Annotated in this window: 23 protein-coding genes; 10 read left to right on the top strand and 13 right to left on the bottom strand. The window is 57.7% G+C overall.

Features of this window, described 5'->3' with window-relative positions; all coding sequences use genetic code 11:
• Positions 1–85 precede the first annotated feature (85 nt).
• The gene (locus QE408_RS01720) at positions 86–1,021 is read right to left on the bottom strand and encodes a LysR family transcriptional regulator (protein WP_306928020.1); all 936 of its coding nucleotides are present in this window, start codon (positions 1,019–1,021) and stop codon (positions 86–88) included.
• A 348-nt stretch (positions 1,022–1,369) separates the two neighbouring features.
• Between QE408_RS01720 and QE408_RS01715 the strand changes: the two genes are divergently transcribed.
• Positions 1,370–2,923 carry a peptidoglycan DD-metalloendopeptidase family protein gene (locus QE408_RS01715; RefSeq protein WP_306928018.1) on the top strand — a complete coding sequence of 518 codons (1,554 nt, stop codon included), beginning with the start codon at positions 1,370–1,372 and terminating at the stop codon, positions 2,921–2,923.
• Between the two features lie 51 nt (positions 2,924–2,974).
• Here the strand turns inward: QE408_RS01715 and mobB are convergent, their stop codons facing one another.
• From mobB to QE408_RS01680, 7 genes are all read right to left on the bottom strand, one after another.
• Entirely contained in the window at positions 2,975–3,496 is a 522-nt protein-coding gene (mobB, locus tag QE408_RS01710; RefSeq protein ID WP_306928015.1) for a molybdopterin-guanine dinucleotide biosynthesis protein B, read from the bottom strand.
• Positions 3,493–4,122, bottom strand: coding sequence for a molybdenum cofactor guanylyltransferase MobA (gene mobA, locus QE408_RS01705; RefSeq protein ID WP_306930150.1), 630 nt, complete (start codon positions 4,120–4,122; stop codon positions 3,493–3,495). Before mobA ends, mobB begins: the two co-directional genes overlap by 4 nt.
• Entirely contained in the window at positions 4,122–5,348 is a 1,227-nt protein-coding gene (locus tag QE408_RS01700) for a multidrug effflux MFS transporter (RefSeq protein WP_306928014.1), read from the bottom strand. Before QE408_RS01700 ends, mobA begins: the two co-directional genes overlap by 1 nt.
• The gene (locus QE408_RS01695) at positions 5,345–6,247 is read right to left on the bottom strand and encodes a DMT family transporter (protein WP_306928012.1); all 903 of its coding nucleotides are present in this window, start codon (positions 6,245–6,247) and stop codon (positions 5,345–5,347) included. Before QE408_RS01695 ends, QE408_RS01700 begins: the two co-directional genes overlap by 4 nt.
• A gap of 148 nt (positions 6,248–6,395) precedes the next feature.
• Complete coding sequence (gene moaA, locus QE408_RS01690) at positions 6,396–7,445, bottom strand: GTP 3',8-cyclase MoaA (protein ID WP_306928010.1); 1,050 nt, start codon at positions 7,443–7,445, stop codon at positions 6,396–6,398.
• A 194-nt stretch (positions 7,446–7,639) separates the two neighbouring features.
• Entirely contained in the window at positions 7,640–8,629 is a 990-nt protein-coding gene (locus QE408_RS01685) for a carbon-nitrogen hydrolase family protein (protein WP_306928008.1), read from the bottom strand.
• A gap of 177 nt (positions 8,630–8,806) precedes the next feature.
• A complete protein-coding gene (locus QE408_RS01680) occupies positions 8,807–9,487 on the bottom strand; it encodes an alpha/beta fold hydrolase (protein ID WP_306928007.1) in 681 nt (226 codons plus the stop codon).
• 239 nt (positions 9,488–9,726) lie between these two features.
• Between QE408_RS01680 and QE408_RS01675 the strand changes: the two genes are divergently transcribed.
• The 3 genes from QE408_RS01675 to QE408_RS01665 are packed head-to-tail and all read left to right on the top strand — an operon-like array spanning position 9,727 to position 12,609.
• Positions 9,727–10,107, top strand: coding sequence for a DUF971 domain-containing protein (locus tag QE408_RS01675; protein ID WP_306928006.1), 381 nt, complete (start codon positions 9,727–9,729; stop codon positions 10,105–10,107).
• A gap of 35 nt (positions 10,108–10,142) precedes the next feature.
• Positions 10,143–11,960 (top strand): monovalent cation:proton antiporter-2 (CPA2) family protein, encoded by a 1,818-nt coding sequence (locus QE408_RS01670; RefSeq protein WP_306928004.1) that lies wholly within the window; start codon positions 10,143–10,145, stop codon positions 11,958–11,960.
• A 40-nt stretch (positions 11,961–12,000) separates the two neighbouring features.
• Complete coding sequence (locus QE408_RS01665; protein WP_306928001.1) at positions 12,001–12,609, top strand: pyridoxamine 5'-phosphate oxidase family protein; 609 nt, start codon at positions 12,001–12,003, stop codon at positions 12,607–12,609.
• A 47-nt stretch (positions 12,610–12,656) separates the two neighbouring features.
• Here QE408_RS01665 and QE408_RS01660 read toward each other — a convergent pair whose 3' ends face one another.
• A complete protein-coding gene (locus QE408_RS01660) occupies positions 12,657–13,727 on the bottom strand; it encodes a GGDEF domain-containing protein (RefSeq protein WP_306927999.1) in 1,071 nt (356 codons plus the stop codon).
• 258 nt (positions 13,728–13,985) lie between these two features.
• On the bottom strand, positions 13,986–15,377 hold the full coding sequence (fumC, locus tag QE408_RS01655; protein ID WP_306927997.1) for a class II fumarate hydratase: 1,392 nt from the start codon (positions 15,375–15,377) through the stop codon (positions 13,986–13,988).
• Positions 15,378–15,817: 440 nt separating this feature from the next.
• Between fumC and QE408_RS01650 the strand changes: the two genes are divergently transcribed.
• From QE408_RS01650 to QE408_RS01630, 5 genes are all read left to right on the top strand, one after another.
• Positions 15,818–17,686, top strand: a complete 1,869-nt coding sequence (locus tag QE408_RS01650) for a L,D-transpeptidase family protein (RefSeq protein ID WP_373465503.1) — start codon at positions 15,818–15,820, stop codon at positions 17,684–17,686.
• Between the two features lie 59 nt (positions 17,687–17,745).
• Positions 17,746–18,675 carry a glutaminase gene (locus tag QE408_RS01645; protein ID WP_306927993.1) on the top strand — a complete coding sequence of 310 codons (930 nt, stop codon included), beginning with the start codon at positions 17,746–17,748 and terminating at the stop codon, positions 18,673–18,675.
• A 68-nt stretch (positions 18,676–18,743) separates the two neighbouring features.
• Positions 18,744–19,622: a tRNA 2-thiocytidine(32) synthetase TtcA gene (gene ttcA / locus QE408_RS01640; protein ID WP_306930148.1), complete on the top strand. Its 879-nt coding sequence runs from the start codon at positions 18,744–18,746 to the stop codon at positions 19,620–19,622.
• A gap of 43 nt (positions 19,623–19,665) precedes the next feature.
• Positions 19,666–20,496 (top strand): inositol monophosphatase family protein, encoded by an 831-nt coding sequence (locus QE408_RS01635; RefSeq protein ID WP_306927992.1) that lies wholly within the window; start codon positions 19,666–19,668, stop codon positions 20,494–20,496.
• A 24-nt stretch (positions 20,497–20,520) separates the two neighbouring features.
• The gene (locus QE408_RS01630) at positions 20,521–21,345 is read left to right on the top strand and encodes an inositol monophosphatase family protein (RefSeq protein WP_306927991.1); all 825 of its coding nucleotides are present in this window, start codon (positions 20,521–20,523) and stop codon (positions 21,343–21,345) included.
• 76 nt (positions 21,346–21,421) lie between these two features.
• On the opposite strand, the gene QE408_RS01625 is transcribed toward QE408_RS01630, so the two are convergent.
• Together QE408_RS01625 and grxD are read right to left on the bottom strand one after the other, a co-directional pair.
• Positions 21,422–22,630 carry a multidrug effflux MFS transporter gene (locus QE408_RS01625; RefSeq protein ID WP_306930146.1) on the bottom strand — a complete coding sequence of 403 codons (1,209 nt, stop codon included), beginning with the start codon at positions 22,628–22,630 and terminating at the stop codon, positions 21,422–21,424.
• A 137-nt stretch (positions 22,631–22,767) separates the two neighbouring features.
• Complete coding sequence (gene grxD, locus QE408_RS01620) at positions 22,768–23,103, bottom strand: Grx4 family monothiol glutaredoxin (RefSeq protein WP_306927989.1); 336 nt, start codon at positions 23,101–23,103, stop codon at positions 22,768–22,770.
• Positions 23,104–23,289: 186 nt separating this feature from the next.
• On the opposite strand from grxD, the gene QE408_RS01615 reads away from it, so the two are divergent.
• The gene (locus QE408_RS01615) at positions 23,290–24,006 is read left to right on the top strand and encodes a polysaccharide deacetylase family protein (RefSeq protein ID WP_306927988.1); all 717 of its coding nucleotides are present in this window, start codon (positions 23,290–23,292) and stop codon (positions 24,004–24,006) included.
• Positions 24,007–24,020: 14 nt separating this feature from the next.
• Here QE408_RS01615 and QE408_RS01610 read toward each other — a convergent pair whose 3' ends face one another.
• Entirely contained in the window at positions 24,021–24,284 is a 264-nt protein-coding gene (locus QE408_RS01610; protein ID WP_306927986.1) for a hypothetical protein, read from the bottom strand.
• Positions 24,285–24,381 lie beyond the last annotated feature (97 nt).

The raw sequence follows: 24,381 nt of genomic DNA, 5'->3' as shown, positions 1-24,381 counted from the left end.
GCACATGCGATACCAAGCAGCTCAATGCTGGACAGTGACGCATGTTACAATCTGGCTTTTGGGAAGGATGGCGAGAATGCATCCTTCAGGTCAATAAAGACGTCCCGTTGTATGATAGAAAATTTCTATCGAAAGCCGATGCTGCAGCGCGGGATCTGGCTTCATGAAGAAGCGCTGAAACGAGTGGCGTGTGCGGCTCCCGGTGGGTTGCGACCAAGCCCACCAGGTGTTCGGCATCCGGCTCCGAGATCGGTATCATCCGGATCTCTTCAGGAAAACCGAATGATTCCGCTACGTTACGTGGCATGATGGAAGCCCATTGCCCCGTTCTTATGTGGGAAAACAAGACGATCATCGAATTCGATTCAAGCGTCGGCTTGGCCTGGACGCCCGCTTCAGCCATATGCGAATTGATGATGCGGCGGTTCTGCATGTCTGGAGTCAATAGACAAAGCCGAAGGCCGGAAACCTCCTTCCACGTCACGAATTCGCGATCCGCAAGCGGGGTTCCGGCCGCAGTTATGAGATGATAGCGCTCCGAATAAAGAGGAACGGTTGTGACGCGGCCTAGCGGTTCATTGTCGAGATAGGTGATTCCCGCGTCGATCTCGAGATTTTCCAGCTGGCTTAACACCTGTAGTGAAGTACGGGATGTGACCGAAAAGGTGACGTCCGGATGACGTGTCTGAAACGGCTCCGTCAACCTCGGCACCATGGCCAGTGCGGTTGGGATAACGGCAATCCTTATATGTCCAGCAAGCCCCTTTCGGGCCGCTCGCATCTCTTCGCGCATGGTGCGGGCATCGCCGACGATCCGCCTTGCCCATTCCAGAACGCGCTGTCCTTCCGGTGTCAGTCCTTGATAACGCGACCCACGCACGACCAATACGACGCCCAACTGATCCTCAAGCTGGCGGATCGCCGCTGACAATGTCGGCTGCGAAATGCCGCATTCTTCGGCTGCCCGACCGAAATGTTCGGCGCGGGAAAGAGCAATGAAAAATTCCAGCTTGTCGATCATCGTCGTTCCTCCCTCCATCATGGTTTGACGCGGATGTAGGGGTGCGGTCAACTGGTGAACATCAAGCAGGGCCGTGCATTGGCGGCGGATTAGCACCCTATGCCGGATATCGCTGAGGTCGGCATGGTTATCGAATTGTCAAAAAATATGCGAAGAGCTTAACGTTTTAACGGCGTGGTAACACTAACGCGCTTTAATCATCTCATCGACGCATGGTTTTTCCGTTTCGGAAGAGGGGCCTTGCAAGTGTTTGTTCAGCCGGATCGATTCCGATGCGGCGTTTGCGTCAGTGTAGATCGAGTCATGCGTATGAGTCATTCGCCTAAAACCGGAAAATCAATCGCAAAGATGTTCGCAGCGGCATTGCTGGCAAGCGTCGCAACGGGTTGCAGCTCGGACGCGACACGCTTTAGCGGACTCTTTTCCAGTAACAATACGGATCAGATGACGACCGCGTCCATTCCTCAGCGCAACGGTGCCGGTGCCTATGGTCAGGCCCCCGTTCCCCAGGCTGATATGAATGGTGGCGGTTATGCTGCCGCCCCGCAGGGCGGCTATGGCAACCAGAATGCGGCCATGAACCAGCCTTATCCGGCTTCGAATGGCGGCTATGGTTCGGTCCAGCCATCGGCGGCCCGTTCGGCATCCTCTGCTGCGCCTGTTCAGCGCGCCGAACTTTCCGCTCCATCGCCGGTCGCAACCCGCGATCCTGCAACAAGAACCGAGGCCATGGCGCAGCCATTGCCGTCTGCGACAGCAAACCGCGCGCCCTCCATGGCGTCGGCACGTTTGCCTGCGAACAACAGCGCCGATACGCTGTCGACCGGTTCGGTCAAGAGCGACAATAATGGCTGGCACACCGAAGGCGCGTCTTCGGTCACGCTGAATTCCGGCGAGACCATCGCAACGCTCTCCAGACGCTACGGCGTGCCGGAAAAGGCACTCCTCCAAGCAAACGGCCTGAAGAGCGCGTCCGCTGCGCGTCCCGGTCAATCGATCATCATCCCGCGCTTTGGTCAGACACGCAACGCTGCCCGTGCGGCGTCCGACAATATCGATCTCAGCAAGAACAACGCCCCGGCTCCGACCCGTGGTCAGGAACAGAATGTCGCGGTGCTGCCCGCACAGGGTGCTGCTCGCGACAAGGTTTCGGCTGAGAATGGCAAGCTGACGCCTCCAGGCGGCAAGCCGCTGCCGCCAACCGGTGGCTATAAGGTCAAGCCGGGCGACAGCATCGCCAAGATTGCGCGCGCACACGGTGTGTCCGTTGCCGATCTCAAGGCCGCCAACAACATTGCGGACGGCAATATTCGCATCGGTCAGACCCTTACCATCCCCGTTGCGGGAACAGACGGCATCAAGACCGCTTCGGTCAAGCCGCATGAAACCACGGCCCCTGCGGCTGCAAAGGCTGTCGAGACGCCTGTTGCCAAGACAGAGGTGCCGAAAGCACCAGCTGCCGAAGCAAGTGTCAGCGATGTCGAGAAGAAGTCCGACGTCGCTTCGATTGCACCGGAGTCTACCGGCATCGGCAAATATCGCTGGCCGGTCCGTGGCGCCGTCATTTCCGGCTTCGGCGAGAATGTCGATGGCAACCGCAACGACGGCATCAACATCTCCGTTCCGGAAGGCACGCCGATCAAGGCTGCCGAAAACGGCGTGGTCATCTATGCTGGCAACGGCCTGAAGCAACTCGGTAACACGGTCCTGGTCCGTCACGACGACGGTAAGGTCACGGTTTATGGCAATGCTGCAAATCTCGAGGTTCAGCGCGGCCAGAAGGTTCAGCGCGGCCAGACGATTGCAACGTCGGGCATGACCGGCAGCGCCAAGCGTCCTCAGGTTCACTTCGAAGTCCGTAAGGACGCAACGCCAGTGAACCCATCTTCTTTCCTTGAATAGTGTTTTGCGTATCAGGGTAAAGAAAAAGCCGGGTCGTAAGGCCCGGCTTTTTCATTTTGAAGGACGCTCAAGTCCGACCGTTGCCTCGATGAAGTCGGCGATGCGGGCAGTGTCATCGAGGTTGAAGACGGGGAGGGTGCTATCCGGGATCAGGTGATCGGCCGCGATTGCGATGATATGCGGATCGCCCGCCGCCAGCGGTTCTGTTTTCGCCGCGTCTTTCCGGCGGGCCTCTATCTTCGGCACGGGCTCGTACTTATAGCCTTCGATCAGAACCAGATCGCAAGGCGCTATCCGGGCGAGAATCTCCTCGAATGAGGGCTCGGCTGCGCCACGCAGCTCATGCATGATGGCAAAGCGTGTGCCGGATACGATCGTTACTTCATGCGCACCGGCCTGCCTATGCCGCCAGCTATCGGCACCCACTTTGTCGATATCGAAATCATGATGCGCGTGCTTTATTGTGGAGACCCGGTAGCCGCGCGCGGTGAGCTCCGTGACGATGCGGACTGCAAGTCCAGTCTTTCCCGAATTTTTCCAGCCGGAGATGCCGAATACTTTTTGACGCGTCATTGAGTGAGACTCTTCAGGAAGGTTAGCGCCTGCGCCAACTCTTCCGGGGTGTTGATGTTGAAAAACGGATCGATGGAGCTTGTGCTGCTTTCCACCGGCGGAAAAGAAACGCCAATGGTGGGGTGGCGTGCCAAGAAACTGCGGATGCGACGGTTGTCGTCATCCGCGAGCCATTGCTCGAGATCATTCGCAAGAGCGAGCGGCCAGAGAGCAAAGACAGGATGGACCTGTCCCTTGGATGCGGCAATGACGATGGTGTTCTTGTCCGGCAGATGATCCATTAGTCTTAAGGCGAGGTCGTCTGGAAAAAAGGGACTGTCGGAGGGCACCGTTAGCATGTGGCTCGCGCCCGACGAGTGGTTGTGAAAGTGTTGCAAACCTGCGAGGACACCGGCGAGCGGTCCTGCGTGACCAATCTTGGTATCGGGCACCAGAGGCAGGTCAAAGGCTTTACCCCATTCGCCTGTGGTGTTGAGCCCCAGCACCGAAACCTGCGCCGCAATCTTGTCGATGACGTGGTGCAGAAGTTGTCGCTCGCCAAAGGGGCACAGGGCCTTGTTGGTGCCCATGCGTCGGGAAAGACCACCGGCCAGGATCAGGCCGGGGAGGGAGCGCGACTTGTTCATCATACCTCACCCCTTAGCACATGTTGCGCGTGGCGGCGTTCCTGCCTGCCCGCATAAGCACTTGTCACAACGGCAAGCACGCCATTCATCAGCATGACGAGAAGAAGATGCGTCGTGCCAGCTTCCTCCGATAGCAGGGAAGAGGCGATGACGGAAAGCATCGCGCCGCCGCCAATCGTCAGTGCGCCGCCAAGTCCGGAGGCAGAGCCTGCCAGATGTGGCTGGACGCTGACCATGCCCGCATTGGCGCTGGGCAGCGTCACGCCATTACCGACGCCGATGAGGGCGAGCGGAATGAAAAACTCATAGTGACTGTTGAGATCAAGGTGAAGAAGCAAGTAGGCGATGACGATACCGGCAAGCGCGATCACATTGCCCGCCAACATCATCACCGGGATGCCGATGCGGCTGGCGTAGCGGCCGGAGACGAAGTTGCCCAGCATGTATCCTGTCGCCATGAAGAAGAATTGCATGCCCAGCACCGCTGGTGTGAGCCCGTAAAGCACGCTGCCAACGAAAGGCGCGCCACCGAGGAAGGAAAAGAACAGGCCTGAGGAGAGCGTGCAGGTCAGCGCATAGCCCCAAAAACGGGTGGAGCGAAGAAGCTGCGGCCAGGCTTTGAACTGGGCTGCAAAACTGGCCGACTTCTGCCGGTTGGTTTCGCCCATGTCGAAAAAGACGAGCAGCAGAACCGCAACTGCCGAGAGGCCGACAAATGCAAAGCTTGCTTGCCAGCCGGCGAGATCGTTGAGAAAGCCGCCGACGGTGGGCCCGACCATGGGAACAACCGACATGCCCATGGTGACATAGCCGATCATCGAGGCTGCCTGTTCGGCAGGCACCATGTCGCGGACAATGGCTCTCGCCAGCACGAAGCCCGACGCGATCGCCGCCTGCAGAACGCGGCCAATCATGAAGACAGTGATGTTTGGCGCAAACGTGCAGATCAACGTGGCAACAATCATCAGCAGGATACTGACGAGCATCACGGGTCTGCGCCCGAAGAGATCGGAAAGCGGTCCGATCACGAGTTGGAGGACGGCGGTGGCGGCAAGATAGCCGGAGACGGCAAACTGCATGACCGAATAATCGGTGCCGAAATAGGCCGACATGGCCGCAAGCGAGGGCAGAAAGGCATTCATGCTGAGCGCTGCGACACCGGCAACGAGGACCAGCGTCATCACATGCGGCGGGGTCGAGCGGTCGAGAAAGCGCACCTTGGTCATTCCATACCCACTGCCTGTTTGGCAATTGGCGCACGGTGTCGCCTGCTTTCGCGGTAGAATGTGTAGAGACCGGAGGCGACGATGATGGCGGTGCCCGACAGCGTCCACATGTCCAGATGCTCGCCGAAGAAGAAAAAGCCGATGGAGAAGGCCCAGATCATGCTGGTGTAGCGGAACGGCGCGACGAAGGAGATGTCACCGCTGCGCATTGCCGTGATCACCGCCTGATAACCGATGACGACCAGGACGGCAGCTGCCACGAGATGCGACCAGACATAGCCGCTCATCGGTTGCCAGCCACCGAATGGAATGATCAGAGCGGCACCAAACAAGGTGTTGACGATGGTGGTGGTCATGGTGACGGCCATGGAGGGAACATCCGTATACATGCGCCGGGTCAAGAGGTCGCGTCCGGCGGTAACGAACATCGCACCCAACACCAGTAGCGCGCCGGAGGTAAAACCTTCCGGCCCGGGCCTGAGAATAACCAGAACGCCAACGAAGCCGACGAAAATGGCGGTCCAACGCCGCCAGCCCACAGGCTCCTTCAAGAAAAGTGCTGCCCCGAGCGTCACTGCGAGGGGGAGGGACTGCATGATGGCCGCGACATTGGCAAACTCCATCAGGCTGAGTGCCTTGAGATAAAGGATGGAGGCGGAAATCTCGCAGAGACAGCGCATAAGAATGATGGGGCGCAGCATGGTCTTGAGTGGCCGCAGCGCGCCCATATGGCGCGCGATCACGTAAACCAGAACGCAGGTCATAACGCCGCGAACGAAGAGGATCTGTCCGATATTGATGTAGGGCGTGACGGACTTGGTGAAGGCGTCGTTGACCGTAAAGCTTGCCATCGCCAGAGCCATGAGCAGCGCTCCGCGCGTATTGTCCGTCAATGCCATGATGCCATCCCAAGAACGACATCGCTGTGCGGGTCTTCCGCAGCGAAGCGACTCCGTTCACTCCTCCTGTCCCAAAGTCGTGACATGGTGAGCGGTCGAATTCAATCCATTTAATGTAAGGGTATCAAATAATAAGCTGGCGGAAAAATCAGCCGCCTGTGACGCTCATATGGCGCGCGACGGCGGGCCGCTTGCGATCCCGATCGATAATGAAATCGTGACCCTTGGGCTTGCGCAGGATCGCGTCGTCGATGGCCTGAGACAGAAGCGCGTCGCTCTCCGAGGCGCGAAGGGGCATCCTCAGATCCGCCGCATCGTCCTGGCCAAGACACATATAGAGCGTTCCGGTACAGGTAATGCGAACGCGATTGCAGCTCTCGCAGAAATTATGCGTCATCGGCGTGATAAAGCCCAGCCGTCCGCCGGTTTCCTTCACTTCCACGTAGCGTGCGGGTCCGCCGGTTTTGAAGGGGATATCGGTGAGCGTGAAACGCTCTTCGAGCGAGGCCCGAAGGTCCGATAGTGGCACGTAGCGATCTGTGCGGTCTTCCTCGATCTCGCCCATCGGCATGGTTTCGATGACCGTGAGATCCATTCCCCGCGCGTGGGCGAAACGCATGAGCTCGGGAATTTCGTGCTCGTTGAAGTCTTTCAGCGCCACAGCGTTGAGCTTGATCTTGATGCCCGCCGCAAGCGCTGCGTCGATGCCTGCCATCACCTTGGAGGAGTCGCCCCAGCGCGTGATCTGACGAAATTTTTCCGCATCCAGCGTATCGAGCGACACATTGATCCGGCGCACGCCACAATCATAAAGTTCGGCGGCGTGAGCGGCAAGCTGCGAGCCATTGGTGGTCAGCGTCAACTCATCCAGCGTGCCCGCTTCAATATGGCGACCGAGGTTGCGGACGAGATGCATGATGTTCTTGCGCACCAGGGGTTCACCGCCTGTCAGGCGCAGCTTGCGCACGCCCTTGGCGATGAAGGCGGAACAGAGCCGGTCCAGTTCTTCGAGCGTGAGCAAATCCCTCTTCGGCAGGAAGGTCATGTGCTCCGACATGCAATAGGTGCAGCGAAAATCGCAGCGATCCGTGACCGAAACGCGCAGATAGGTGACCGCACGACCGAAGGGATCGATCATGGGAGCCCTGACTTCAGAGAGCGGACTTGCCGTTACGGGAAAACCGGTGACGCTGTTCATGCTCAGAGTCTGGGGATGCGATGGGCCAACGTCAAGTCGAAACTCCATAATTGCGCTTGGAGTGACTCTTCTCGCGTCGTAATCCACCGCATCCCACCGCGTTAATCCGAAAAAGTTCAAACTGCGGGACGGTTAGTGGGCAGAGCGCCTCTCTGACCATCCGGCCACAGGACCGGCGCCGAATTCCTGATTAATCAAAACAAGCTTCGATCATCGCTTCTTAAATCGTCTTCAATGTGATGAGGCGCGTAAAGACCACTGCGGACTTTTCTCCGCCATGACCGCGCAAGACCTTCGGGGTTCGTCTGGATTTCGGCAACCGCAATGGCGGGTTGACCATCCATGCGGCATTGAGCGGCCCATTGCCCGTCCGGCGAGGCAATACCAGACGGTGCGCCAGGGCTTTGGGGTGCAAGGGTGGAGAAGCTGATCCAGTAGCTGTTGCTCGCAGCATGCCCGAGCGCCTCCGCCGCAAAGGCAGGAGCTCCGGACGGTGTTCCTCCGGCAGTGGAGAACAAGACGCAATCGACCCCAAGGGTCTCATATTCGACGAAGATTTCCGGGTAATGGACCTCCATGCCCAAGGCGCACCCGATGCGTACGCCATCCACCTCGAACGTAACGGGCTTTTTGCCGGGCGAATACATAAAAGAGATTTTGGTGTTCGAGAGAAGGCGCTCATCATAGCGCGTCACCAACTCTCCACGATCTGAAACGACATACAGACTGTTGTGTGGTCGATGCGGCGAAGTTAGCGGATGAACGGACCCAAACACTGTCCATAGCTTGAGCGCGCCGGCCAGTCTCCTGGTTTCCTCCAACTCCTCGCGCAATACACCCCATTGGAAGCGTGTCCAATCGGAAGGGCCGATAGAGCGCGGTCCCGTTTCGGACATGATGCGCTTGCCGGGCCAGCAGGTTGTTCCCTCCGGAAAATGGAGCAGGCGGCATCTTGCTTGATGGGCATCATGCATGAGGCGGCGCATCTCCGCTCCACTAGCGCGGAATGCCGATACATCGCGGGGATCGTCGAAAAGAGACGTTTGCGCAACAGCCATCCGCAGCGACCGGAATGCGGGACTGTCTGGCTGCTGGCGGATGTGGTGAAGAGCAGCAGTGTAGGATTCGCCGGTTTTGGCTGCACGAGTACGCACGCGGCGTTTGAAATTTCCGTTCTGGGTCATGATATAGCCTCTCACGTCCCGGACGTCGTTCCCCAGCAACCATCCGGCACGATCGGACCAAGACAAGCGGCCTGAGACAGGAGTCCCTTTGCCTCGTTTGAAGACCATGCTGGGGAAGGTCTGAGAGGTTGGGCGCAGGCCACGCCAAAACCAAGATGTCCAGCAGCTATCGATTCGTCAAGCGGTCTCAAGGACGCGGCGGATAATGCAGTTAAGCACCTCCGGCTTCTCTATCGGAACATAGTGACCGCAATCGGGAATAACGTGCGAGCGACCCCTTCTCGCCATGTCTGCCTGCTTTCTGCTGATCTCGACCCCAGGAGCGATATCCCCGGATCCCGTGACGATAGCGACCGGACCGGAAAAACTTGTGAGAACATCCTCGCGGCTTGGACGTGTATGAAAGACTCTCACACCTCGCGCTACTTTTTCTGGGGACTGACGCAGGGCGATCTCTTTGGTCGCCTCGATCGCTTCGGGCGAAGCCTTTTTGGAAAGAAGTGGGCTCCAAGATTTCCACCACGCAAGTTCAAGACCTTCCTCCTCCAGTATTTGGAGAGCAGAGGAGTGGTAGACAAGATCTCGTCGTCGCCAAGCCTTAGAACCGATGAGGACAAGTGCGCTGACCCGGTCTGGCGCAAGAGCGGCTACCTCAAGTGCACAAGATCCGCCCACGGAGCAACCGACTACGACGAGGCGCTTGGCGGTCGTCAGTGACAATGCTTTTTCTGCCCAGGATTCGATATTGTCTCCGAAGTCGTAGAGGGTCGGGGCATGGGTTGCTCCGGGCAGCAGGTCCATTTGCTTGGCCCACATTGTCCCGTCCAAAGGGAGCGCGTGTAACAGTAGAAGTTCCATTTCAGTTTCTACCACACCCCACCGGGCTATGACCGTTGAGGAATACTGTGCGTGCTGAAGGGCCGCAGGTTCCGCGATCCTCTCTGACTTTTGCGCTGTTAGCAATATGCGTTGACTTGCGCATTAAACCTTTGACTTCGCACAATAGCCATTGTCGCCAGGGACTGCTATGACGGATTGTCGAGGGACTTACCCGCCGACAGCGAACTCTTCACACCTCGGTAGAACGATCAGAAATCATGAGCAGCAGTGACAATCAGGCCTGGCCCACCGAATTGCGGGTTTCGAAGGACCGTCGGCAGTTGACGGTGGTGTTCGATAATGGTGTCTCTCATGCGCTTCCTGCCGAAATGCTGCGTGTCTTATCGCCGTCCGCGGAGGTCCAGGGACACGGTCCCGGGCAGAAGATCACGGTGCCGGGCAAGCGCGATGTGGCCATCCGCAACGTGGTGGCGACGGGCAACTACGCGGTGCGCATCGCTTTTGATGACGGGCATGATAGCGGCATCTTCACCTGGCGGTATCTTCAGGAATTGGGTGAAAAGGGAGACGCACTGTTCCAGGCTTACGAACAGGAACTTGCGGAAAAAGGCTTGAGCAGAGAGCCGCGGTTCCGTTAGGGAAGTTGCATATGATTTGAACAGAGAGGTGACACTTGGCCGTCGAGGGAAATGCGAATGATCTGGCCCAGGTGGTCGTCCTTTTGGCCGCCGGTGTGGTGGCCGCACCCATTTTCAAACGCATCGGTCTCGGCTCGGTTCTTGGATATCTCGCGGCCGGTCTTGTCATAGGGCCGTTCGGCTTCGGCGCATTTTCCGATCCGCAGGCGATCATCCATATCGCCGAACTTGGCGTGGTGATGTTCCTCTTCATCATCGGTCTCGAAATGCAGCCCTCAAGGCTGTGGTCCATGCGCAAGGACATATTCGGCCTTGGCGCACTCCAGGTGATGGTCTGTATCGGCGGCCTGACGATGATCGGCGTGGCTTTCGGCTATGCTGTCATTCCATCCTTCGTGGCGGGGACTGGCTTCGTCCTGACATCCACCGCCATCGTCATGCAGATGCTTCAGGAGCGCAACAGCCTCTCGACGTTGAAAGGGCAGCGGATCATCGCCATCCTTCTCTTCGAGGATCTGGCAATCGTGCCACTTCTGGTGCTGATCACATTCCTCGGCAGTGGCGGCGAAGAAGTCACGATGACGGAGCGGCTTTCCTCGATCGGCATCGCCCTGGCTGCTACCGTCGCGCTCGTCTTTGCCGGGCGCTATCTGCTCAATCCTTTCTTCCGATTGCTCGCCTCTTCCGGTGCGCGTGAGGTGATGACGGCTGCGGCTCTGCTTGTCGTTCTTGGGTCGGCACTGCTGATGCAGGTAAGCGGGCTGTCTATGGCCATGGGCGCTTTTCTTGCGGGCGTGCTTCTTTCCGAGTCGGCCTTTCGTCATCAGCTGGAAGCCGATATCGAACCGTTCCGCGGCATTCTTCTCGGGCTCTTCTTCCTCGGCGTCGGCATGGCGATCGATCTTTCGGTGATTGCTGCGAACTGGAAGATCGTGGTCGTCGGCGTCATCGCTTACATGTTCGTCAAGGCATTGTTGATCTACAGTGTGGCGCGCCTCGTCGGCACCTGTCAGCGTGAGGCAATCGAACGGGCCGTGCTGATGGCACAGGGTGGCGAATTCGCCTTCGTGCTCTATTCCGCTGCATCCGCTGCCGGTATTCTCGATGCAGAAACCAATGCGGTGCTGACGGCGATGATCATCATCTCGATGATCCTGACGCCTTTGATGGTGATTGCGCATGATCGAATCATGCCGGCGGCAAAGCCCAACACGGATGGCCTTGAACTTCCCGAAAATGTCGAGGGCAGCATTCTTATCATCGGCTTCGGCCGCTTCGGCCAAATCGTCAGCCAGCCTTTGCTGGCGCGTGGCTACACCCTTTCGCTGATCGACAAGAACGCAGACTTCGTTCGCGATGCCGCCGATTTCGGCTTCAAGGTCTATTACGGCGATGGGGCACGATCGGAAATCCTGCATGCCGCAGGAGCGGGCACTGCCCGCGCAATTCTCATATGCGTGGACGACAAGGAGGCAGCGGTTCGCATTGCCGAGATCGTCAAGCACGAGTTTCCTCTGGTGCCGGTTCTGGCGCGCGCCTTTGACCGCGGACATGCCATCGATCTGGTGAAGGCCGGTGTTGATTATCAGATTCGCGAAACCTACGAATCCGCGCTCGATTTCACTGGCAAGGTTTTGACATCCGTGGGTGAGGCACACGAAACCGCCGAGCGTCTGGTCGAAGAGTTCCGTGATGTTGACGCTGAACGCTTTGCGATGGAAATTGTCGGCGGTATCTATGCAGGCCGATCACTCATGCGTGGCAATGCATCTCCCGCCGATCTCGTTGCCGCCAGGACGGCTCGTGAGCGGGCGGAACGCGAAGCACGTGAAGAAGCAGAGGCAAGCGGCTGACGTTTCTTGGTAACGAAGACTGGAAGTGGGAGTGTGGGAGATGGGTATTATTCGTTCCGTGGAGGAGTTGAAGGCAATCTACGACGGTTGCTCTGAAGCATCTCTGGTCAAGGTCACCTCATCTCTAACACCCGAATACCGCAAGATGATCGAAGCGGCTCCCTTCCTTGCGCTGGCGACCGTCGGTCCCGAAGGAATGGACTGCTCGCCGCGCGGCGACAAGGGCGGTGTCGTGCGGGTTCAGGATGAGAAAACCGTGCTGCTGCCGGACTGGCGCGGCAACAACCGTGTCGATTCCCTCATGAACATCGTGCGCGACCCGCGTGTAGCCCTGATGTTCCTGGTCCCCGGTTCGACAACAACGATGCGTATCAATGGCAAGGCGGTGGTATCAGCGGAGCCGGCGCTGTTGGAAAGTTTCGTAATGGACGGAAAGAACCCGCGCACCGTAACCGTTGTGACCATCGAGGAGGTCTACTTCCAATGTGCTCGCGCGCTGATCCGTTCTGAGCTGTGGAACCCTGAACACTTCATCGATCCCGCGTCGCTTCCCACGCCCGGCGCATTGCTGAAAGCCGCAAAAGCGGATTTCGACAAGGAGACTTACGATAAGGAATGGCCTGAGCGCGCAGCGAAAACGATGTGGTGACGGCGCATGCCTTCGCGGGCTAATCGGTGCCCTGTGAAACTTGGCTCTTATGTGCGGTAGATCAGCCAGCTTTTGCCGGAGTAATTTTTCTGCATGCCCTCTTCGAAGATGACCGTGCGGTTGCGGCCGGATGTTTTCGCGTTGTAGAGCGCGACGTCCGAGTGTGCGTAAAGATCGACGGGGCTTTGCGCCTGTGAGGCCATGGCGTATCCGATCGAAACGGTAATCTGGCCGTAATCCACGCCGGTCTTCGAGTTTTTGAACGGGGTCTTCTCGAGCGAGAGACGAATGCGCTCGCACATGTCCCTCACTTCCTCGGCATTCATATTGTCGACGATGATAGCGAATTCCTCGCCGCCGTTTCTGGCGACGAAGATATCTTTGCGGACCGACTTGCGGATGACCGACGCCACGCTCGCGAGAATCTTGTCGCCAACCGGGTGTCCGTAGGTATCGTTGACGCGCTTGAAGTTATCGATGTCCAGCAGGATCAAGGATGAGAGGTGAAGTCCGAAGCTCGTGTCGTAGGTCGCGGCGAGCTTTTCATCGAAGGCTCGGCGGTTGGCAAGACGCGTTAGTGAATCGGTGTTGGCGATGCGTTTATATTCATCCAGCTCAAGACGAACTTGCTGCATTTCTTCGGCATGCCGGTCCAGATCCTTGGAACTGCTCTCTCCTTGAGCGATCTTGTTTCCGGTGGCCTCGGACAGGATCGCGATGGCCACGCCCACCAGCGAGGTGCTCGTCGCGCTTTTGGCAGTGATGCGTTCGCGTGTTTCATCCAGCAGCCGATTGTATTTCTCAAGGCTAGACTGTTCGTGCTTCAGCACAGTCAGGAGAGCTTCCAACTCGAGATGCAGCTTCTCGTGAACCGTCTCGATGATCTTGCTGTGGCTGTGGTTGAAGTAGCGGGTACCGAGTTCGTCAAGCTCTTCCTGGGTCGCCCTGCTGCCAAGTTGAAGAAGCTCCTTCGACAGAGCAGGGTTGGATCCGATAAAGGCTTCGTAGAATAGATTGTAATTGCGGGGAATGGGCGAGATACCCATGGTGCGCATGGCATGCATGATCTGGTTTGCCACGTCGGCGCCGGGCATAATTTGTGTTGGTCCCGTACTCATGATGCGTCCCCAGATCGTCCAATATTTTATTCTGGCCGATGCTTCGTCAACAATAGTTCCCCAACTGATTGTCGATGCTGCATGGAAAAGTCGGTTGGCTTAGCCGTCTCCGAGACTCACGCGAGAGCAGGGAATCTAGTTTAAGGCTCACAAAGTTTTATCTACGAAAATTAGTAAATGTAAACAGTATTTAAGACCGATCAGAAATAGATGAGGTGGTCAGACAACGGAAGCGGACCCGTTGTCTGACCATTGTCATTATTTAGGCCCGATCATGTTTTCCGGGCGGACGTATTGGTCGAACTCCTCATTCGTCAGATATCCGCCGCCGACAGCCTCTTCGCGCAGCGTCGTCCCGTTCTTGTGCGCGGTCTTGGCAATCTTGGCGCAGGCATCATAGCCAAGCTTGGTGTTGAGCGCGGTTACCAGCATCAGCGAGTTCTCCACACCCTTGCGGATGTTGTCTTCGCGCGCTTCGATACCCACCACGCAATTGTCGGTGAAAGACACGGCTGCATCGCCCAAGAGCTGAACGGACTGCAGGAAGTTATAGGCCATCATCGGATTATAGACGTTGAGCTCGAAGTGGCCCTGCGATCCCGCAAACGTGATGGCGGCCTGGTTGCCGAAGATGTGGGCGCAGACCTGGGTGAGTGCTTCGGACTGGGTCGGGTTGACCTTGCCTGGCATGATCGAGGAACCGGGCTCGTTTTCCGGCAGCGATAGTTCGCCAAGACCGGCGCGTGGCCCAGAACCGAGGAAGCGGATGTCGTTGGCGATCTTGAAAAGTGCTGCAGCCGCCGCGTTGATCGCGCCGTGGGCGAAGACCATCGAGTCATGCGCTGCCAGTGCTTCGAACTTGTTCGGCGCGGTCACGAACGGCAGGCCTGTGATGGTGGCAATCTCTTCGGCAACCTTTTCGGCAAAGCCGACCGGAGCGTTGAGGCCGGTACCGACGGCGGTGCCGCCCTGTGCCAGTTCGCAGAGGCCGGGGAGCGTCAGTTCAATGCGCTTGATCGACGAAGCGACCTGAGCGGCGTAGCCGGAAAATTCCTGGCCGAGCGTCAGAGGCGTTGCATCCTGTGTATGGGTGCGGCCGATCTTGATGATGTGGGCGAAGTCCTTCGCCTTCTTGTCGAGCGCGGCATGAAGGTGTTTCAGGCTTGGCAGCAGGTGGTGAACGATCTGCTCGGCGCAAGCGATATGCATGGCCGTCGGATAGGTGTCGTTGGACGACTGGCTCATGTTGACGTGATCGTTCGGGTGAACGGGCTTCTTTGAGCCCATCACGCCGCCGAGCATTTCGATGGCCCGGTTGGAGATCACTTCATTGGCATTCATGTTGGACTGGGTGCCCGAACCGGTCTGCCAGACCACGAGGGGAAAATGCTCGTTGAGCTTGCCGTCAATGACTTCCTGAGCTGCCTTGATGATCGTCTCGGCGAGCTGCGCGTCGAGACCCCCCAGCGCCATATTGGCGCGTGCAGCTGCCTGCTTGACGATGCCGAGAGCACGAATAACGGAGGTGGGCTGCTTTTCCCAGCCGATCTTGAAATTGCCGAGCGAGCGCTGGGCCTGCGCGCCCCAGTAGCGATCGCTGGCGACTTCGATCGGGCCAAAAGTATCGGTTTCCGTGCGTGTGGCTGTCATCGTGCGTGCCTCTCCATTGTGTTCGTTGGCAAGGCGGCGGTTTGAGCTCGTCTTGCGCGCGGGCCGACATATAGAGCTATCCCGCAACTCTGGAAAGCCTCACTCGCCGCGGGACCTCAGATTTTGCCGCACATTCGAAAGTCAATTGGCGTGACTTTTGGGTAACGTCCGAAAAACCGACAATTCCATGGCGCGGCATGCCTGACTGGTAAAAAAACATCTTGCCGCAATGCTTCGAAATTAAAGAGAAATTTAACTATTCCTGCCAAAAATTAAGGAGATTGCCGGACTTTTTTTTGCCAAAGGGCAGGACGATTCTGGCACGAGATCGGACTTTGCGCGTTTTCTTTTCAAGCGAAGGCCAATCGGCTAGACAAACAATGTTTTTACGCGCGCTTCGATGGATCACGGCGCTGGACGCAATGAGGACTAAATTGCAGATCACTTCAGGAAAAAAATCGGCGGCGTTTATACTGGCTCTCGGTGTTTCCGTCTCTGCGGGCATTCCCGCACCAGCCAGCGCCATCACCCTTATGGATCTACTTCGTGGCGGTCCCGGTAAAATCGAGCGCGAAAGACAGGATCGTGCCCTTCCGGGCGTCGTCCAGCAAAGCGCGCCTGCTGGCCGCGATATAGATCCAGAGCCGACGCCGCGCATTTCCGGTCCCCGCTACTATACCTACAAGGCGGATGGCACGCGCGCAGTCGATACGTCGAAGTTCGGTGCGGACTACGCTGGCGTTAAGATCTCCGCAACGCCCGAAATCGCCAAGGCGCTCGAGGCTTACTACGCCAGTGGCGCAAAACCGATCTGGGTTTCCAACGGCGATATCAACGAACGCGCTTCCGCCGTCCTCGCTTTCTTTGAAACGGTGGGCGACAGCGGGCTGGATCCGGCGGATTACAGCATTTCGGCGCCCTCATTGGACGTGACCGCAAGCATTGCCGATGAGCCGCAGGCAGAAGTCCAGACGGTCAGCGTCACGGAAAACGAGGTCAAGCCAGTCAACCGCGCGATGATGCAGTTCGAGCTTGCTTTGTCTGCGAAGGTTCTGGGCTATGTACAGGATACGACCCGTGGTCGTGTCGATCCGAACAAACTCTCTGGCTATCATGACTTCAAGCGCAAGACGGTTAATCTCGCCCCGGTTTTGAAGCTTGCAGCGCTAAGCCCCGACGTGACCGCCTATCTGAAGTCCCGTGAGCCTTCCGGCCCGGAATATCGGGCGCTGAAAGCGGAACTGGTCAAGCTTCGCGACGAGGACAAGTCTGGCGAAAGCAAGATCGCCGTCCGCTCCGATCTGGTGCTGAAGCCTGGCGAGGATAATGCTGAACTCGCCAATGTGGTGAAAGCGATCGAGCATCGTTCGTCCGAAACGCTGAAGTCGCAGCATGCATCTGCGCTGACCGCCTATCAGCAGACGACGCAGTACACGCCGGAGCTCGTTGATCTGGTCAAGGCGTTTCAGAGCGAAAACGGCCTGAAGGCTGATGGCGTGATCGGTCGCGCTACGGTTCGTGCGATGACGGGCGACAGCAACGAGGCGAAGATCGCCAAGCTTGAAGTTGCCATGGAGCAGGTTCGCTGGCTGCCGGCAGATCTCGGCGACCGTTACGTCTTCATCAATCAGCCTGCTTTCATGGCGTATTACCATGATCAGGGCAAAGAGCAGTTTGGCATGAAGGTGGTCATCGGTTCGAAGACCAACCAGACCTATTTCTTCCAGGACGAAATCGAGACTGTCGAGTTCAACCCGTACTGGGGCGTTCCGCAGTCCATCATCGTCAACGAAATGCTGCCGAAGCTGCGCAACGATCCATCCTATCTCGATCGCCTTGGCTATGAGGTTTCGGTCAATGGACGTACCGTCTCGTCGTCCAGTGTCAACTGGTATGGTTCGACCAACGCGATCTCGGTTCGCCAGCCGCCAAGCAGCGACAATGCGCTGGGCGATCTGAAGATCCTCTTCCCGAACAGCCATGCGATCTACATGCATGACACGCCATCGAAGAGCTTCTTCAACCGCGATATGCGCGCTCTGAGCCATGGCTGTATCCGTCTTGTCGATCCGCGTCGCATGGCGGCAGCCGTTCTCGGCACGACGATCGATAACGTCAATAAGCAGATTGCATCCGGCGAAAACCGCGCGGTGTCTGTTCCGGTGAAAATTCCGGTCTATGTCTCCTACTTCACCGCTTGGCCGGACAAGGACGGCAAGGTGCAGTATTTCGACGACGTTTACGATCGCGACAGCTATGTGATGAAGGCATTTGCCACCACCACCAAGGCGCGCTCAACCTCCATCTGAGGCGGTTGAAACATCTGGTAAAAGCGCCCACGGGCGCTTTTTCTGTATCGGGGCAGGGTATGCAAAACATTCAGACGGTCATCGACTCCATCTATGACGAGATGAAGAACCACCTCGGGGAGGGCAAGGTCGCGGATTATATCCCCGAGCTTGCCAAGATCGATCCGAAACAGTTCGGCATTGCCGTCACCACAGTCGAAGGCGAGACCTTCATCGCAGGCGACGCCGTCGTTCCTTTTTCGATACAGAGCATCTCCAAGGTCTTCATGCTGACGCTGGCGCTCGGCAAGGCGGGTGAATCCGTCTGGAAGCGTGTCGGACGCGAGCCATCCGGCTCCTCGTTCAATTCCATCGTTCAGCTCGAACATGAACATGGCATTCCCCGCAACCCCTTCGTCAATGCGGGCGCGATCGTTGTGACCGACATGGTGCTTGCGGGGCATCAGCCGCGTGAGGCCATCGGTGAACTGCTGCGCTTCGTTCGCTATCTCGCCAATGACGACACCATTTCGATCGACAATACGGTCGCGAAATCCGAGCAGGCGACCGGCTTCCGCAATTTCGCGCTTGCCAACTTCATGCGCAGTTTCGGCAATATCCACCATCCGGTCGAACACACGCTGGGTGTCTATTTCCACCAGTGCGCACTCTCGATGAATTGCGTTCAGCTGGCGCGGGCCGGGCTCTTCCTGGCCAATCGCGGACGCAATCCGCTGACCGGCCACACGGTGGTTTCGGATCGTAGGGCGCGCCGCATCAATGCGCTGATGCTGACCTGCGGCCATTATGATGGATCCGGCGACTTTGCCTATCACGTCGGCCTTCCCGGCAAGAGCGGCGTCGGTGGCGGCATTCTGGCGGTGGCACCTGGCAAGGCATCGATTGCAGTCTGGTCGCCAGGTCTCAACAAGGTTGGCAACTCCGCTCTTGGTTCCGATGCGCTTGAAATGCTGGCAAACCGCATGGGCTGGTCCGTATTCGGGGCTTGATCTCGCGCCTATATGAGGGCATTCCCTGTGGTTAACCGCGTTCAAGCGGATGAGACAGCGAGATGACCATGACCATTGCCGCACAGATCGATGACATTCAGGACGCCGGCGAGGTCGAAGAGGCTGGTGGTGCCCATCCGCTCTTTGCCGATGCGCCACGCTCCGTCTCCTTCAACAAGCTGCGCAAGCGGCTGTTGAGAAACGTGCGACAGGCATTCGACGACTTTGGCATGTTGAATGGTCAGAAGCGCTGGCTCGTTGGTCTTTCCGGCGGCAAGGACAGTTATGGTCTCCTGGCGCTGCTGCTCGATCTCAAGTGGCGGGGCCTTCTGCCGGTCGAGTTGATTGCATGCAATCTCGACCAGGGCCAGCCGAACTTTCCAAAACACATCCTGCCGGACTATCTGACGAAGATCGGCATGCCGCATCGCATCGAGTATCGCGATACTTACTCGATCGTGAAAGAGAAGGTGCCGGAAGGCGCAACCTATTGCTCGCTCTGTTCGCGCCTTCGCCGTGGCAATCTCTACCGCATCGCGCGCGAAGAGGGCTGCGACGCGCTGCTTTTGGGTCATCACCGCGAAGACATTCTGGAGACCTTCTTCATGAATTTCTTCCATGGTGGACGGCTTGCTGGCATGCCAGCGAAGCTGATGAATGACGAAGGCGATCTGATGGTGCTGCGCCCGCTTGCCTATTGCGCCGAGGATGACCTGGCAAAATTTGCCGCAGCGATGGAGTTTCCTATCATCCCCTGCGATCTCTGCGGCTCCCAGGACGGTTTGCAGCGAAATGCCATGAAGGATATGCTGGCCGATATCGAACGCCGCATGCCTGGCCGCAAAGACGTGATGTTGCGTGCGCTCGCGCATGTCAACCCGTCTCATCTGCTCGATACGAAGCTCTTCGATTTTTCCGGCCTGACTGTCACCGATCCGTCATCCTAGAGGGGTAGGGGAGGCGCACTCCTCACCAACTCAGAATGTTTTCATGACCCTTTCCGATTCAGATATCGATTTCCTCGTTGCAACTGTCGCACATGCCGGTGTCAGTGAGATCATGCCGCGCTTTCGCAATCTCAGCGCTTCGGACATTTCCGAGAAGACATCGGCTGTCGATCTGGTCACGGAAGCCGATATCCTAGCTGAAAAGCAGATCACTGCAGCCCTGCTGCAGCGCTTTCCAACCGCCCACATCGTTGGCGAAGAAGCCTATGATGCCGACCGCTCCGTCATTCCGGCACTTCGCGATGCGCCGCTTGCTTTTGTCATCGATCCCGTGGATGGTACGTTCAACTTTGCCTCCGGCTTTCCGGCCTTTGGAACGCTGCTTGCCGTTACCGTCAAAGGCGAAACTGTCGCTGGCATCATTCATGATCCGGTGATGGGCGACAGCATCGTTTCGGTCAAAGGTGCAGGCGCCATACTGAAGCGCGAAAACGGCAGTGAAGCGAAACTGCGTGTCGCCGAACCGGTTGGCCGTCTTGCGGACATGGTGGGCATTTTCTCGTGGGGGCACAGCCATCCCGACCGCCGACCGATGATTGCCGCAAACATGGCCAAGACGAAGATGGCGCTGTCTTTGAATTGCTCGGCACACGAATATTGGCTGGTGGCGACGGGCAAGCTGCATTTCATCGGCCATGAGAAGCTTATGCCTTGGGACCATCTGGCAGGCGTGCTAACCCATCAGGAAGCGGGCGGCTACACGGCGAAGCTTGATGGCACGCCCTACCGTCCGGGAGACACCGAAGGCGGCATCCTCTCTGCACCTGACAAGGAAAGCTGGAAGATGCTGCGCCGGGACATTCTCGGTCTTTGATTTGAACATGTAAAGGAACCTCCCATGTCCGTCGAACTCGACATAGCCTCGCTCGCCAATGCCCTACAGGAGGCTGCGGCGGTGGAAATCCTTCCGCGTTTTCGTAATCTCGGTGAGGGTGACGTTCGGGTGAAGACCGAGGCGATCGATCTGGTGACGGAGGCCGACGAGGCAGCGGAGCGTTTGATCCGCGCCCGTGTAGCCGAGTTCATGCCGGATGCACTCTTCGTTGGCGAGGAAGCCGTCGCGGCAGACGCTTCGCTGCTGGAAAAGCTCGGTGACGCGGATCTTGCGGTGGTCGTCGATCCGATTGACGGGACCTATAACTTTGCAGCCGGATTGCCGCTGTTCGGCGTGATGCTGAGCGTCGTCTCCAAGGGCGAAACGGTCGCAGGTATTATTTTCGACCCGATGGGCAATGACTGGGTGATCGCAGAAAAAGGCTCCGGAGCCTGGCTTTGCAGCGCCGATGGCTCCCAAACACAAATGCAGGTGGTTCCGGCACCAGAGTTATCACAGATGGTCGGTATCGCCAATACGGGCTACTTCGAGGTCGAGACGCGCCGTCGCCTCTTGAACAATCTCGCCGATGTCAGGCTCTTCACCAGTTATCGTTGCGCAGCGCACGAATACCGCATCTTCTGCGGCGGCCACATGCACTTCCTGATGTACAACAAGCTGATGCCTTGGGATCATCTCGCTGGCACGCTGATCTCGCAGGAAGCGGGCGCCTACGCGGCCCGTTTCGACGGATCTCCTTATCTGCCAAACCATGTAAGCGGCGGTTTGCTGTTGGCCCCGGACAAGGAGACATGGACCGTGCTGCGCGAGAAGATTTTCACGGTCTGATCGGCTCAAAGATCGCCAAATGAAAGGGCGCGGTTGTCATGCAACCGCGCCCTTTCTTTATCTTTAAAAGCTTGTTTCAGTGCGTCGGCTTGTTATGCGCCTGAAAGAGCTTGCCCTTCTCGCCGATCAGAACAAACACAAGACCGAAGATCGAGACGATGAAGAAGCCGCTGACCATGGGTAGCGCCGTGCCATTGAACGCCTGACCGATGCCCGCACCGATCAGCGAGCCGCCCACCGTTCCTAGAAAGCCGATGACAGACGATGCCGTTCCGGCGACGTGACCAAGCGGCTCCATGGCAAGCGAGTTGAAGTTCGAGCCGATAAGACCGAACTGGAACATCGCGAGACCGAACATCACGATAAAGAGCGCGAAGGGCAATGGATGCGGGCCGAAGATCATCATCATCAACCATACGAAGTTGATGGCGATGAAGCCGAGCAGCGAACCATGCGACAGCTTGCGCATGCCAAAGCGCCCGACCAGCTTCGAATTCAGGAAGGACGACAGCGACATGAACAGCGCGACGGCAGCGAAGGCGGCGGCAAACCAAGCGCCGAGATCGTAGATGCCCTTATAGACCTGTTCGGCGGAGTTGATGAAGCCGAACAGCGCGCCGAAGATGATCATGCTGGCGATGGTGTAACAGAGCGCGACGCGATTGGTCAGAACGATCTTGAAGCCTTTCAAGACGGATGAGACGGTCAGCGGGCGCACGTCTTCGGGACGAAGCGTCTCGGGTAGCCGAATATACATCCAGACGGTCACGATGGTCGCGATTGCTGCCATAAAGCCGAAGATCAGATGCCAGTCGCCAAAGAACAAGACAATCTGGCCAGTTCCCGGCGCAATAACCGGCACCACCATGAATACCATCATGATCAGCGACATGACTTCCGCCATCTGCCGCCCGCCATAGATATCGCGAACAATGGATACGGTGATGACACGTGTGGCCGCAGAGCCGATGCCCTGGATAAACCGAAGTGCGAGAAGACCGGCAAAGCTCGGCACGAAGATCACTGCGATGGACGACAGAATGTAAACGCCGAGGCCAAACAGCATGGGCTTGCGGCGCCCGAAGCGATCCGCAATCGGCCCGTAGAAGAGCTGGGCGATGCCGAAGCCGAGCAGATAGGCAGAGACGACATACTGGCGATGGTTCTCGTTATCGACGCCAAGGGACGCGCCGATTTCCTGCAGGCCGGGGAGCATGATGTCGATGGCAAGAGCATTGAGCGCCATCAGCATGGCGGCCAGCCCAATGAATTCCGTGCGCCCCATAGTGCCTGCGGGCGAAGCGGTTGTTTGTGGTGGATGTGTCACAGGATTGCCTCAAAAAGAACGGCAAAGGCGTTGCATGACGCAACGCCTGGCATAGTTTTCTGACAATCAGGGTGGGCCGGATGAACCGGCCGAAATCAGGCCGCGCCGCGGACGCTGATACCCTGTTCTTGGAATTGGCTTTGAAGTTCGCCGGACTGGAACATCTCTCTCACGATGTCGCAGCCGCCGATGAATTCACCCTTGACGTAGAGCTGAGGGATCGTCGGCCAGTTGGAATAGTCCTTGATGCCCTGACGGATATCGGCATCGGCAAGGACGTTGACGCCCTTGTAGTCCACGCCGAGATAATCGAGAATCTGGACCACCTGTCCGGAGAAGCCGCACTGCGGGAACTGGGGCGTTCCCTTCATGAAAAGAACGATGTCGTTGTTCTTCACTTCGTTGTCGATCAGGTCGTGAATGCCGCTCATGGCTGAATCCTTTCACATGCGGGTCAAGGCCGCTGCTTCGTTCGTTCTTAAATAACATGGAATGTCGTTATTTCCAGTCGCAAAGGCGAAAAAACCAAGGGCAGTCGGAATTGGCACAGATAGTCATGATGCCGCCCCGAAGGTGTGGTGCCCTGATGCTCCATTCAACTCCGGCCGAGGCTCAAAATGCGCAAATTTGGTGTTTGGATCATTGGAGTAGCGGTGATCCTGCTCTTGGTCTTTGGGTTGTTTCAGCTGAGCAAGGCGCGTGGTTATCAGCTCTTTGGAACGATCGTGCCGCGGGTAGAGACCAGCGAACCTCTCGTGGCTCTCACGCTCGATGATGGTCCCACACTTCGCTATACGCGCGACGTCTTGAATCTGCTGGATGAGAAGAACGTCAAGGCGACCTTTTTCCTCACAGGCCGAGAGATGGAGGAAACGCCGGCGCTCGCAGCCGACATCGTTCGGCGGGGACACCAGATCGCCAACCACTCCTTCTCCCATTCCAATATGAGCCTGATGGGGTTCGACAAGGTGCGCGACGAGATCGAGCGAACGGATCGTGCCATTCGCATGGCGGGTTATCAGGGCGAGATCTATTTTCGGCCGCCCTATGGCAAGAAGCTTCTCACCTTGCCATGGTACTTATCGCAAACCGGGCGGACCTCGATCACCTGGGACGTGGAGCCGGAATCCTATCCCGACATCGCCGAGGATGCCGATGCGATCGCTGAGTACGTGATCCAGAACGCCAGGAGCGGCTCGATCATTCTGCTGCATGTCATGTATCGAAGCCGGGAAGCGTCTCGTCAGACCCTACCCAAGATCATCGACGGCTTGCGTGAGCGCGGCTTCCAATTCGTCACGGTGTCGGAACTGATGAAGCACCAGCAGCAGTAACGTAGCTCGCAGGCCTATCGCGCGCGTTGCTTGCTGCGAGTGGCAGCGGTCCGGCGTTTGCTGACCTGCTTCTTGGCGGGCGTCCGCTTGGCCTTTCGTGCGGGCTTTTCGCCGAGTGCCGCCTCCAGGATGCCGCCGAGAATACCGCCGCCAAGCGTTGTGCCAGCTTTCGCCTTTCCGCGCGCGCGTCGCGCTTTTCGGACACCTGTCTTCGACAGGATCTCCGACATGGCACCCTTCACAACACTCCCGATGATCTGATCAACGATTTTCGACAAGATCTTCTCCGCTCCGCAACAAAATCCGTGGGACTGCTTATGGTATAAAACATAATTAAGCCACGGTCTTTACTATATGGGCGACACCCATTGTATC

Source organism: Agrobacterium larrymoorei (genome assembly GCF_030819275.1).
Lineage (GTDB): Bacteria > Pseudomonadota > Alphaproteobacteria > Rhizobiales > Rhizobiaceae > Agrobacterium > Agrobacterium larrymoorei_B.
The sequence above is the reverse complement of the archived record's forward strand: the minus strand, read 5'-3'. Positions and strand labels throughout refer to the sequence as shown.